This is a genomic window from Rivularia sp. UHCC 0363, assembly GCF_034931125.1.
GTDB lineage: Bacteria > Cyanobacteriota > Cyanobacteriia > Cyanobacteriales > Nostocaceae > Rivularia.
In genome coordinates, this window is the sequence record NZ_JAYGHM010000045.1 from 45016 (window position 1) to 58493 (window position 13478).

The 13478-nt window shown below is 38.5% G+C and carries 10 protein-coding genes and 1 pseudogene; 2 read left to right on the forward strand and 9 right to left on the reverse strand.

Translation table 11 applies throughout. From position 1 onward, the window contains the following. Positions 1 to 31: 31 nt before the first annotated feature. Entirely contained in the window at positions 32 to 1222 is a 1191-nt protein-coding gene (locus tag VB797_RS22855) for a glycosyltransferase family 4 protein (protein WP_323240039.1), read from the reverse strand. Between the two features lie 516 nt (positions 1223 to 1738). Between VB797_RS22855 and gloB the strand changes: the two genes are divergently transcribed. Continuing rightward, entirely contained in the window at positions 1739 to 2512 is a 774-nt protein-coding gene (gloB, locus tag VB797_RS22860) for a hydroxyacylglutathione hydrolase (RefSeq protein ID WP_323240040.1), read from the forward strand. A gap of 57 nt (positions 2513 to 2569) precedes the next feature. Here the strand turns inward: gloB and VB797_RS22865 are convergent. The 8 genes and pseudogenes from VB797_RS22865 to VB797_RS22900 all read right to left on the reverse strand — a co-directional run. After that, positions 2570 to 2767 (reverse strand): annotated as a pseudogene (locus tag VB797_RS22865) (type II toxin-antitoxin system RelE family toxin); the annotation flags it as partial. A gap of 241 nt (positions 2768 to 3008) precedes the next feature. Continuing rightward, the gene (locus VB797_RS22870) at positions 3009 to 3587 is read right to left on the reverse strand and encodes a TetR/AcrR family transcriptional regulator (protein ID WP_323240041.1); all 579 of its coding nucleotides are present in this window, start codon (positions 3585 to 3587) and stop codon (positions 3009 to 3011) included. A gap of 17 nt (positions 3588 to 3604) precedes the next feature. Beyond that, complete coding sequence (locus VB797_RS22875) at positions 3605 to 4051, reverse strand: hypothetical protein (RefSeq protein ID WP_323240042.1); 447 nt, start codon at positions 4049 to 4051, stop codon at positions 3605 to 3607. A gap of 202 nt (positions 4052 to 4253) precedes the next feature. Beyond that, positions 4254 to 5369: a DNA-processing protein DprA gene (dprA, locus tag VB797_RS22880; protein ID WP_323240043.1), complete on the reverse strand. Its 1116-nt coding sequence runs from the start codon at positions 5367 to 5369 to the stop codon at positions 4254 to 4256. A gap of 88 nt (positions 5370 to 5457) precedes the next feature. Further along, positions 5458 to 6117 (reverse strand): DUF2301 domain-containing membrane protein, encoded by a 660-nt coding sequence (locus VB797_RS22885; RefSeq protein WP_323240044.1) that lies wholly within the window; start codon positions 6115 to 6117, stop codon positions 5458 to 5460. A gap of 192 nt (positions 6118 to 6309) precedes the next feature. Then, the gene (locus tag VB797_RS22890; RefSeq protein WP_323240045.1) at positions 6310 to 8646 is read right to left on the reverse strand and encodes an adenylate/guanylate cyclase domain-containing protein; all 2337 of its coding nucleotides are present in this window, start codon (positions 8644 to 8646) and stop codon (positions 6310 to 6312) included. Between the two features lie 509 nt (positions 8647 to 9155). Further along, positions 9156 to 10352 carry a transposase gene (locus VB797_RS22895; protein WP_323240046.1) on the reverse strand — a complete coding sequence of 399 codons (1197 nt, stop codon included), beginning with the start codon at positions 10350 to 10352 and terminating at the stop codon, positions 9156 to 9158. Positions 10353 to 10682: 330 nt separating this feature from the next. After that, positions 10683 to 11708, reverse strand: coding sequence for a VOC family protein (locus tag VB797_RS22900; protein ID WP_323240047.1), 1026 nt, complete (start codon positions 11706 to 11708; stop codon positions 10683 to 10685). A 302-nt stretch (positions 11709 to 12010) separates the two neighbouring features. On the opposite strand from VB797_RS22900, the gene VB797_RS22905 reads away from it, so the two are divergent. Continuing rightward, positions 12011 to 13183, forward strand: a complete 1173-nt coding sequence (locus VB797_RS22905; RefSeq protein WP_323240048.1) for an AbrB family transcriptional regulator — start codon at positions 12011 to 12013, stop codon at positions 13181 to 13183. The last annotated feature ends 295 nt before the right edge of the window (positions 13184 to 13478 follow it).

Genomic DNA, 13478 nt, shown 5'->3' on the forward strand with positions numbered 1-13478 from the left:
TAACTAATATTTATATGACAAAAACTCCACCTTATAAATCACAAATAATTTTAGATAAAGTAGATGCCATAGTGTCTATACTATAATGTTTAATACATCTTTCTCTAGCTCTTTTACCTTTTTCAATAGCTTCTTCAAAATTCTGGAAAATAAATTCAATTTTAGCGGCTATTTGTTCGGGACTACTCGAATCAACTAAATAACCAGTGTCTCCTAAAATATCTGGAATATCGCCTACTCTTGTTGCTAAAATTGGTTTTGCCATTGACATTCCATCTGTTAATTTCAACGGAAACTGAGCTAAAGCTGCCGGAGTATTGCGTTGAGGAACAACTATTAAATCCGCAGATGCCACAATATCGGGCATTTTATTTGATGGATATTTAGGTAATTGAATTATCCATCGTCCCCATTTTTCTGTTAATTGAGCATCATAATCATCATAAGGACTACCGCCGACAATTACCAATTTTAAAGTAGAATCATTTAGTCGATCCAGCGCCATTAAAACATCTTCTACACCTTTATAAGGTCTTGGCGCACCGGGAAACATTAATATCTTATAATCGGAAAGTCCGTAGCGTCTTTTGCTTTCCTCAGAGTTATAAAGTTCGGGATTAAAAAGTGAAGTATCCTTACCATTTGGGATATAAACCCCACCAAATTTTTTCTGCAAAAATTGAGTATGAATGGTAATTACATCAGCTTTATGAGCCATATCTTCCATCCATTTTAAATACAGGGGATGGTCTGGATATCTCAAAGCACCCTCCGACTTCAAAACATCTCTAGCAAACTGTTTTAATGAAGGACGATATTGCCATTTTTCTCCACCAACCCAACTCAATTCCCAATCATCGATATCTAAAATTACAGGTTTATGGGTTTTTAATCTTTTCAATAACGATAAACCAAAAGTAGTAGCTTTCGGTCTCATCGCATAAATAATGTCACCATCCAACTTTTTCATCAGTTCCGCAGATGATGATAAAAATCGCGGATAATTGTAACCATTAAAGCTACAAACTTTAATCGAAGATTGAGAACTTACCGCAGGTCGATCGCCAAAAACAAATCCTACAATTTCGACTTGATATTCAAGCTTTTGTAGTGCTTGTGCAAGTAAAAACGAACGCACTCCACCACCACCCCATCTACCCGCACCAGCACTGGATAAATCGCTAACAACTATGGAAACTTTTGGTTGTTTCTTACTTTGCACGGTTCCCCACAACAATTCAGTTTAGAAAAATATGTAATCAATAATATTAGTAGAAACCCCTGCCGATTTCAGCAAATAGCAACTTCATTTAAACAAAAACGGCATTTCACCCTATCTTTATTGTATAAAAATACGGTCACAGTCTAACTTCGCATCTACTACTTATCCTAGAGCGAATTTACTGATAGTTCTACCTTGACCTACAATATTTGATTTTCGTCTAAGTATTATTACTGCTAAATTGCAGATGTACGTGGTAAAACACTTCACCCGCCGTACTGCTCCCCTCTCCTTACATCCTGGTTGCTGGTTACTAGGTAGGTTAGCGTTGAAAATTGTAATTAGGGCAAGGGAATAGGGAATAGGCAGTAGGGACAAGGTTTTGCAGCCAATTTATTTGGGTTTATTTCTGCCGACTTAACTTAGGGAGCAAGATCCGGACACTACATGATCGTGATGCATGACTTCGCTAAACTAAGAATGTATGAATAAATCAGAATTAAAAAGGCTATAGCTATGCAGGTACATCGGATCGGCGCACTCTCCGACAACTATATATTTTTGCTGCACGATCGCAAACAAAATATTGCTGCTGTAGTTGACCCAGCCCAAGCAAATCCTGTTTTAAACAAGCTTCACGAACTCAAAGCAGATTTAGTCGCAATCTTCAACACTCACCATCATTACGACCATGTAGGTGGTAATCAAAAATTAATTGAGAACTTTCCCCAACTCACAGTTTACGGGGGAAGCTCCGATAAAGGCAGAATTCCCGGACAACAAGTCTTTTTGGAAGATGGCGATCGTGTTAATTTTGGCGATCGCACTGCTGATGTTTTATTCGTTCCCGGACACACTAGCGGTCACATCGCTTATTATTTTCCTCCCGAACATTCTGGGGAGACGGGAGAGTTATTTTGTGGAGATACTTTATTTGCTGGCGGTTGCGGTCGCTTGTTTGAAGGGACACCACAGCAGATGGTAAATTCACTGAGCAAGATTCGCGCTTTACCTGATGATACGCGAGTTTGGTGCGCTCACGAATATACTTTGAATAATTTAAAATTCGCGGTGACGGTGGATGGTAAAAACCCGGAACTTCAAAAGCGATTAGAGCAAGTAAAAGCACATCGCAGTAGAAATGAAGCTACCGTTCCCTCCTTATTGGGAGTCGAAAAACATACCAATCCGTTTCTGAGATGGGAAGAACCAGCATTGCGATCGGCTGTTAAGAGTAGCGATTCGGTGCAGACTTTTGCGCGATTGCGGGGGATGAAAGATAATTTTTAAATGGGAATTGAGCATGAGGCATGGGGGATTGGGCATTGGGCATTGGGAAGATGATTCCTAACTCCTAATTCCTAACTCATAACTGATCGCTATCACAAATACCTGTACCAGTTCATCGTCTACCGAGTAGATAACCCTATAATCGCCGATTCGATAGCGATAATACCCAACATAATCTCCCTTAAGAACCTTAATATTTGGGTGTGAATGGGGAGTTTGTTCTAGCTGCTCCAAACATCGAGCGATTTTCTTCCCTAGGGCTTTGTCAGCATTAACATAAACTTTTTAGGCATCGGGATGTAGCAGAACTTCATACATCGGAGCGAAGAGTTCTCCAGTTTGTGTAATCGGTTTTAGGGGTTGTTTGATTTTGTTTAACTAGGCACAAGTTATTAATACAACAATGCTTAGTTGTCTTATTTGTAAATCCTTCTAAGTTCTATATGGTTCTTAACCATTTTTCTCCGTCCAGCTACAGCTTGAGAAATTTATTCTATTACACAGCCAAACCTTGCCATAAAAATGCAATTGTTTCCGAAATCGCATTCTCTGTGTCAATAGCTTGATGCGAACCAATATTTTCTGATAATGCCAAATTATGTAAGTATGAGAGCAAAACGTTTGCAGCAGTTGCAACATAATCTTTACGGATTCTTTCTAAATCTGCCTCCGCATTCAGATACTCTGTAAGCCGATCGCCAAGTTGAATTGCAGGCATTGTATGACGTTGGAGAAAGGTTTGGATATCGAAGGATGGATGGCTGATGAGTGATAAAAAAATCGGCATCACTTCGCGGAAATAAAAAACAATCTGCAAGCTTATTAATCTCAAGTTTGCAATTACCTGATTCTCTCCCGGTTGAACGCAGAATATAGCGTCAAGTTGAGCTTCTGGGGGTACCATTGCAGCAAAAAACAGGTCTTCTTTTGTACCAAATCTTTGAAAAATCACTCCTTCAGAAATACCAACTGTTTTAGCAATAGCTCTTGTCGAAGCTTTCACCCCCTGTTTAAGAAACTGCGATCGCGCTACGTTCAAAATTTCTTCGTTTGTAATAGTTTTATTGCGAGGCATTACTTATTACTTTAATCTCACAATATAATCCCGTGTTCTCGGCGGATTTCCAGTAAAGACTTTTCCTTAAGTTGGGACATTTCCTCAACAGCTAACTTCTTTTTCATACGTAAGCTTTTGGAAATAATACCAATGATGCGCGGAATGCTGGTAAACCACATACTCAATAACTTAAAATGCCCAATATTAGACAAAACATTGCGATGCTCAAGGCTAGCAACTGCACGATGCATCTCGCTGACTTTCGCCGTTGTTGCAAAGAGCATCCACAGATGTGCGGCGATTTCCTCTCGAATAGAAGTACCGCAGTTAAACAAAACGTGTACTGCATCATGCTGTTCTAATGCTTGCGTGACTTCTGCCGATATTTGGTTTGTCATGTCGTCTTCATCCTCTAAAGCACGTAATTTCTGAATTGCTTCACCCAAGGTAATTGAAGCATCGGAGTGTGAATATTGATTCATGGGAATGCTTTTAATTTAGTTTGTATATATAAGTAAGCACTTGCTCACTTAAAACAATACAACCCATAGTAAAAATAAGCAAGTACTTACTTATTAATTTAAAACTACTCAAGCTCTCTTTACTTCTTTCCTCTGCGTTCTCCGCGTCTCAGCGGTTTTTTCTCGATACTCTTCTTTAGCAGCAAGGGAGTATTGTTCATTATTAATTCCTTTGATACCGCATTCCTGGAAGTTGCGAAACCAAACCCATCAATTCCAATTGCAACAAAGCGCTAGAAACCTCTGATGCTGGCATTTGGGTTTGTTGAATTATAAAATCAAAGGGCAAAGATTCCGAGGAAATCGCTTTCATTACCCGATGTAATTCAGGTGGTAAATCTGGTAACGGCTTCTCTTCATCCACTGTTAAATTCTTTATATTCGCAACTTGAGGAATTGCACCCAACATTTTTAATAATTCATCCAATTCCTTCAGAATGGGAGTAGCACCTTGAGAAACTAACTTTAAGCATCCTTGGGAAGAAAAATCATCGAGTCTTCCCGGTAATGCGTAAACATCTCTACCAAATTCGTTTGCGTAGTCGGCTGTAATTAAAGCACCTGACTTTTGAGGAGCTTCCATAACTAATACAGCGCGAGATAAACCGGCAATAATTCGGTTACGTCGGGGAAAGTGAGTGCGATGAGGTGCTGTTTTTGTGGGATATTCGCTGACAACGATACCTTGAGCCAAAATCTGTTTATATAATTCCCGGTTTTTCGCGGGATAGACGATATCTACACCCGTTCCTAAAGCTGCGATCGTGCGTCCTCCGGCTTTGATTGCAGCCGAATGAGCAGCGGTATCAATTCCTTCTGCTAAACCAGAAACCACCGTAAAGCCATTTTCTACCAAAGCGGTACTAATGCGGCGCGTCCAGCGGATACCGTATTCTGTCGGTTGACGAGTTCCCACTATAGCTACAAGAGGTTTTTCCGCTGAATTTTCCGTCAATTCCACCTCACCGCAATAGTACAAAACGGTTGGAGGACTGGGAGTTTCTCGCAACAATCGGGGATATTCTGCATCAGCTGGTGTCCAGAAATTGGGATTTTCTTGTTCGTGCTGCGTGAGAAACAGTTCTGGATTGATTTGGGTACGTTGCTGGACTACCTTTTGCAAAGTTTGAAAACCAAAACCTTCGACTTCTCCCAATTGAGCAGAATTTGCTTCCCAAGCAGTTTTCGGCGAATCAAAATGTTGGTACAGTCTTTGTAGTAGTACTGGTCCAATTCCCGAAACTCGCGACCAAGCAAGCCAGTATGCACGTTCCGTCAACTTTCTATCCTCATCCCTACTGGTTTAGTATTCCCAAAAAGTGGATTAAAAATTGGGCATTGGATGAGAAGATGGGAAAAACTAACTGCTAACTATTATTCACCTTTAACCTTTGACCTTTTAAGTATTCAAATACAGATTTATCGCCAATATCTGGGGGAATTGCCTGTACAACTTTGCGAATTGCAAAAATTAGGAAAAATACAGCCCAAACTGCTAACAAACCTTTTTCTACCTCGATAGGAAGAATCCCGGTCATGTGTCCTAAAAGCAGTAGCGGAACTATGGGAGTAAGTACTTTGGTTTCTAAGCGGTTAAAACAAAAAGCTTCTTTGAAATAAATACCCGTTAAAGCCGCAAAGGTAAAACCAATTCCTAATATAGTTAGGGGATAATTGTAAACTGTTTGCGCTAGGGTTTGGCTGTTAGAGAAAGCAAAAACAATTGCGGAAATGCTACCAATTACCCAAAAGATTTGTAATGCTCTGTGCAACTCTACCATGTAGATATGAATGCTCAACAAGCTAACGCCGAGGGCTAGACTAAAACCGGCATATAAGAATGTCAGTAGTTGTAAATTGGGATTATCGTTAAATAATACCAAAGCCGTAGCAATGGCAAAGCAAAGCGCAGCGATCGCTAATCCTGCACGATAGACAATTACGCCGAATCGATCATCTTTGGTAATAGTAAATTCGCCAAATTGACCTTGATAAGTTTCTGTTATTGGTGCTGTTTGTGTAGTCATTGGTAATTGGTAATTGGGAGTAGGGAAAACTAATAATTTAATTTTGATATATTAATGCTGTGGCTGCTACCGAATTTAAACATGAATTTACATTCTTTAGCTCTAGTGGGACAATATATCAAGTCCTAAAGAACCATTCTTCATTCTTTAATTTTTCAGATTAATTTTAGCGAATTCCCCATTCCCTATTTTCTATTCCCTTTTCCCAATCAAGAAATAAGTAGTCATGTTACCTTTTCCTTTAACTGAAATTTCGCCGCGTTTTTCTAAGATAAATTGATGACGTAATCTATTATAAGTATCAACTGTCACCTGGATTTTTCCAGACAAGCCGTGAGACTCCATTCTACTGGCAATGTTTACCGTATTTCCCCATAAATCGTAGGTAAATTTTTGTAGCCCAATTACTCCAGCTACCACGGAACCAGTGTGAATTCCAATGCGAATACTAAAATTTAAATTATTTCTACGATTAAAAGCAATGATAGCATTTTGCATTTCTAATGCCATTGAAGCAACAGCTTGAGGATGGTTGGAAGTTCTTGTCGGTAAACCACCAACAACCATATAAGCATCACCGATGGTTTTAATTTTCTCTAAACCGTATTTTAACGAAAGACGGTCAAACACGGAGAAAATTTGATTTAATAAATTTACTAAAGTTTTAGCGCTCACCGATGCAGCAATTTGAGTAAAACCGACAATATCTCCAAATAAAACTGTGACATCATCAAAATTTTCGGCTATGTTACCTGCTCCCTGCCTTAAACGATTGGCAATGCTAGATGGTAATATACTGAGTAGTAAGCGTTCGGTTTGTTCTTGTTGATGTTGTAATGCTTTCTCGGCAGAAATTCTAGCAGTAACGTCGCGAAATATAGCGCGGATAGCTATTACTTTACTTTCAACAATTTTACAGTTGACGTTTCCTTCTAAAAAGATAGTTTGACCCTTTTTAGTAATAAAGGCAGCTTGCAACTGTTCAAAATTACCCATTGAGACGATACGATAAAAAACATCTCGACAGCGCATTCTATGGTTGGGATGGACAATATCAAACACGTTCATTTTAGCAACATCGGCTTCACTATATCCTAAAGTTTCTCGCCAAGCACGATTAACATATAAAAAACGCCCGTAAGGATTAACTGATTGAATCAAATCGTTAGCATTTTCAAATAAATCGCGATATCTTTCTTCGCTTTCTAAAAGTGCTGACTCTGCTTGTTTGCGTTGCAGAAACTGCGCGATTTGACTACCGATGGAAACCATCATTTGCAGCAAATCTTCGTCTCTAAATAATACTTCTCGACTAAAAAAAATCATCACTCCCAAAATTTTATTATCATGTAAAATCGGGAAGCCGAAAGCTGCGTGTAGTTGCGTTTCTTCTACTTGACTTAATCGGGGACAAACATCATCATTTGCGATATCCTCACACCATAAAGGAGAAACAGTCTCCCATATTTTACCTGGTAAACCAACTCCTGAAGTAAAAGTGGTTAGCCAAGCGATCGCTTCAAATTCTCGCACGTCAATTCTTCGAGATGACCACATTTCTACGCATCTTAAAACAGGATTGCTCGAATTATGGTTTGCTGCTAAATATTGATTCGGAGTCCATAGTTCCCCCAAATCCCATTCTAAACTTTCACAGATTGTCTGCAAAATTTGCGGCATCACCTGTTTTACAGTAATTGATTCTGATAAAATATTTGTAATGGCATACTGAGCGCTTTTACGCTGCTGACGGCGTTTTTTTGCGGTAATATCTCGACCGATATAAACAATATCTTCTATTCCATCGATTTGCTTGCGAATTACCGAACAAGAAAAAGCAATTAATTTTCTTTCTTTTAATTTAGTCCGACAAACTACTTCTACATTTTGAAAATATTTCTTGTACAAAGAACGCTGCTGAATCGCTTTTTGCAATAATTTATTATCATCTATAATTAAAGAAATCTGTTGATCGACTAATTCTTCTTCGGTATAACCTAATAACTCTACAGTAGCTTTATTTACCTTGTTTATCTTTCCGGATTTATTTGTTACTATTAATGCATCTGCCATTGAAGCAATTACTTTATCCATGTAATTTTTATAAGCAACTAAAGTACTGGAGAGCAAATTCGTTTCATTAACTCTTTGATTTAACTTTTGCTCTAGCACCATTCGATCGCTTACATCTTCAATTAAAATAATTAATCTATTTTCAACAGGTTCACCAACAATATATATATCTATATAAAAATCACCTCTTTCTCCACTAAATCGGTGAATACCTTCCAACTCAAATAACTCCTGCTCCCCATCTAGAACAGATGTCATTGCGTCTTCAAGTCCAACAAACTCTGGAAAACCCAGACGGACATCTTTGTGTAAACTTACCTCTTGAGGATAATAAGCAAAACTTTGCACCTGCTTAGATAGATGTAAAATAGAAAAATTACTATTCAACTCCAAGCTTTCAAATTTGCGTGGTGCATTGTGTTTATTAAAAATTTTCTCTAGTACATGGTATTTCATCGTGGCGCTTTTAAGAAAATAAAAAGGAGAAACGAGTCAAAAAATCAAAATCAAAAAGATAATTTGAATTCAATTTTTGTTTAATCCCATTTTCCTACTCTTAACCTTACAAGTTAAATGTAGGCACCACTGACAATTGTATATCTATGTGATTTATTTAAACATCACTGTGAAACTAGAATTAATTCAATGCTGCAAGTTTCGGGTACATAACGAGCAAAATGTCAATCTAGCTTAAGTACTAAATAGTAAGTATATTATTAAAGCCTAGTTACGGTATTAAATACTATTTTCATCAACTATTCCCTTAAATATTACCGCAAACAGGAATTATTGCTCCTTTAATATGATTTTCAGCTTCTTGAGGTTAGAAAACAGGTAAAAGATAACATAAACTAATGATTCGAGTTTTATAGAATGGAATACTTGTAACCATTCTCCGTACTCAAGCCTAATCTATCACTAGTACCAGTAATTGACACTCCCCATCAATAAATTGAAGGGGATTCTTAGTTCACAGGGATTCCAACGAATTTACCCTCACTAAGCATCTTGACCGTATGCCCTACGGCTGCAAGTCCTCTAATTAGAACAACAGTCGCGGCTGCAACATCTCTATCAGTTTGATAGCCGCAATTATCACATTCATGAACACGTTCAGCTAAAGATTTTTTACCTGTCTCATGCTGGCAATTAGGACATATTTGAGATGTTTTTCGGGCATCAACTTTCTGGAAATAGACACCACGTTTAAAACAGGTTTGCTCTAAAATATTGAAGAATTGACCGAAACCGGCATCAAGGCAATGTTTACCTAACATCCCTCTTGATAACCCAACAAGGTTTAAGTCTTCTGCAAATATCATCCCAACATCATCACACAATTGATGTGACAGTTTGCGATGAAAATCTTTGCGACAGTTAGCAACGTGTTCGTGGAGCAATGCTTCCTTAATAGTCGCTTTTTTCCAGTTATTTGAGCCTAAACGTTTTCTACTGACACGTTGTTGCAGCAATTTCAGCTTGCGTTCACAATCAACAAAAAATCTTGGGCGTTTAATTAAAGCACCACTACTGGTTGCAACCATTGATGTTAACCCTACATCAATTCCTATCCCTTCCCCATGTGGCATTGGTTGCGGTAGATCTACATCCCACTGCACGGTTAACATTACGTACCAACCAGAAATACGTTTAACCACACGCGCTTGTTTTAAAACGCCACCGTCAGCAATAGACCGAGATTGTCTTAGGTTCACCAACCCTATCACAGGCAACTTTATATATCCATTTTGCAATGGATTTTTGCCCAGTTGAGGGAAAGAAAAAGACCGCATTCGTCCAACTTTTTTAAACCGTGGAAACCCATGATTTTGTTCCCACATACTTACAAAAGATTTTTCAAGCCTTCTCAAAGTCTGCTGTAAAGATTGAGCGTTTACTTTACCTAAATGCTCGTTGCTTTTACGTGCAGCAGTCAAAGATTTACATTGGGAAGCAAAGGTTGGACGTGGTGCTTCGGCAGGGATAATATAACAGCTATGAAGGCTGCAAGATTTAATCTGACATGACCGGGATTTATACCAATCCTTACGTTCAGCCAAAGCATAGTTATAAACTCTACGATGAGTTTCTAACCATTCTTCAAAAATTTGTATTTGTTTTTGAGTTGGCTTGAGCTTGAATTCGTAAGTCAGGTTAAACACTTTCAATTACCTCCTAATCTGACTATACTCTATATTCTAAAAATTACTAGCTGTTTTTTAGAGCATCACGGGGAATGAATTCCCGTGGCGCACTACACCCCCATAATTAGAAATTAGGGGCACTGTGCGCGTTCCCGGTAGAATTTTAAGTCAAAGCCCTCCGCAAAGCTCAACTAAATTACAATATTTGAAATACAGTTAAATGTAAAGCATTAACTATCAAAGGCTACTCCCTATTCCCAATTACCAATTACCAATTACCAATTACCAATTACCAATTACCAATTACCAATTACCAATTACCAATTACCAATTACCAATTACCAATTATCAATTGAGAACTGTCCAAAAATAACCATCTGGTGCTACAAAAGAAAAACTCTTTTCTCCAAACTCATTATTTGCGATCGCTGTAATGTTTTTTGCTGAAGCTGACTGAATGCGTTCTAAATAATGGTCGATGGGACAAACACGGTAAGTATACAAACACATTCCCAAACATCCGGGTCGCGCTTTCTCGAATTCCGACTTTAAAATAATAGATTCAGGGAAGCGAATAAGATAAAGTCTACCAGAACGTGCTGCAAATAAATCGGTTGCAGAAGAACGTGGTTCGTCAAAAGCTGTGAGAATAAACTTTTCACCGGGTTGTAAATCAAAGATTTCTCGACCAGCTAAGGAAGATTCATAACTAGTTTCTACATTATCCCGAACCCGCAATAAACCGAAAGCTGATTCGTAAAACTTCAAAATTTCTTTGCTATCATCTTGAACTATCATCCCCATATGGGTAAACTGGCTGGTTTTGAAAGGTGAATTTTCGTCAATGTGTCCGTAATGCGGTAAATTGTAGCCAAACCTTTGAAATAAAACCTGTCGGGTTAAAGGTTGTAACAACAGCATTTCTCGCACTCCTACCGCTTCATCCAAAAAGGGAAGACTTTTTCTTTCTTTGTTATAGATAACTTCCCAAGCAGGATTTGTATACTTAATAGTTTCACCCGCAGCTTTTGCGGACTCGGCATGATTTAAAATATTTAAGGAATCTTTTGTTAAAGTAGTAGCCCAACGATTTCCTTTGACTTTCATCGAACTAATACCCAAACCTTGATTAATCGGGTTTTCCCAAATCATTAAGCGAATTAAACCATGATCGGAATTTTGATGGTAAAGTCGAATGGAACGTAAAGCAGAATTTACGCCGTATAATTTATCGGCTTGGGCGGCATTTAATTGACCAGTATCACCGATGCGATAACCGAACTGCTGCCAGTATTGAATTGCTGATATTGGTTCCTTAACGCCAATACAGACTTCGTAGATGCCTTGAATAGTTGTTTGTTGTTTGGTATCCATATTGTATAAAAACTTTAGTTTATATTAAAGATTAGTTTAGCTAAGAATTTTATCTCAGCGAACATCAAAAAGTATAAGTTCCAAAAGATTATTTTAAACGTATCGTCAAATAATCCAAGATATCGTGTTAGTATTTCATTCTACTTTTAAACGACAATTTACAGAATTTGCTGTTGGATAATTTGCTTTTTGAAACCTACAATACAATTCTTCCAGCCAACTTATTTACAAAGCAAGATAAACTAGGATGAGAATTAATGATTTAATTCTTAATGTAAATATATGTGTTTATATATTGCTTTGTGATTAATAAAATTTTCTCTTTACAATATGATTCTCAGGAATGGCGAGATCGGCTTTTTTCCTATTTACCCCAAATAACAACAATTGTCTTTCAGCTAGCTCTAGGAATCTGCGCTGGTTTCGTGTTTAACTGGCTGCAAATTCCTGTAGGTTGGTTATTGGGTTCGATGATTGGGGGAATTGTTTACTCGACTATCCAAGGCAATCCTCAACCATTACCGAAAATTTTTATTACTTTAGGTAAGGCTTTAATTGCGCTTGCAACTGCGGTACGTTTTTCTTGGGACACAATAAATGTTGCTGCAACTTATGCGATACCGCTGCTGTTGTGCGTGTTCATTTCTGGTAGTTTGAGTTTGTTTCATGGATATCTATTATCTCGCTGGTCTGGAATCGATAGAGTTACGGCATTGGTAGCTTTTATCCCCGGTGTTGCTTCTAGTATTGTTCCCATCGCGGAAGAAATGGGAGCGGATGCGGTAGCGGTGGCAGTGTTTCAATACTTACGTTTACTATTAGTAGTGTTACTGATACCGAGCGCGGCTGGTTTCTTTTTCCCTGCGGATTTGAATAATTCAGTGACAAGTGCGTCATGCCCTTCGGGCATCTGCGAAGCAATCGCAACTACAAATAATTCTTCAGTTCCGATGTGGTTGAATTTAATCGTATTGTGTGGATGTTGCGTTGTGGGAATGTGGGGAGGAAATCGGTTACGTTTACCTGCATCAGGTTTTTTAGGTACATTTTTGGTAGGGTTAGCGGTGTTTTGGAGTTCTCCCTATGAGTTACAGGTTCCTCAATGGTTATTCGCTACAGGATTATTATTTGTAGGGATTTCAATTGGTGTCAAATTCGATATTAAAACCGCGAATAAACTTTTGAAAGCGGTGTTAATTGAAATTGGTTTGGTAATCTCGTTGATTCTTTTATGTGTCGGTGTTGGTTATTGTTTTCATCTAGTTACTCACGTTGATATTATTACCTCTTTATTAGGGTTTACTCCTGGAGGATTAGAAGCGATGGTTGCTACCGTGATGCAATTGGGAGGTGACACGGGTTTAGTATTAGCAATGCAGTTGACCCGAATGTTAATTATTATTGCTTTGGGTCCTTGGTTAGTAACTTTTGTGATGAAGGTAGCGAAGGATTCTGACGAGGAAGTTAGGAGTTAGGAGTTTTGAATTTTATAGTTATTAAAAATAAAAAACAGCATCTTTGGTAGTGTCCGCTATCTTGCTCCCTCGGACTAGTACGGAGCCACATTAATGCAAGCGGGGTAACACATTCTTAGTGCTGTCTTCCGCACCTCCGGTGAACGCGCAGCGTGTCCGCAAGGACAAGCTTCTAGGTCGCTGGTGACTTCGAGCGAGCGAGACGCTCGCACTACCCAAGCCGATCAAAATAAATGGGACAGACCACTACCGTCACATTAATGCAAGCAGAATAATGCATTCGTAGTGCGAGCAT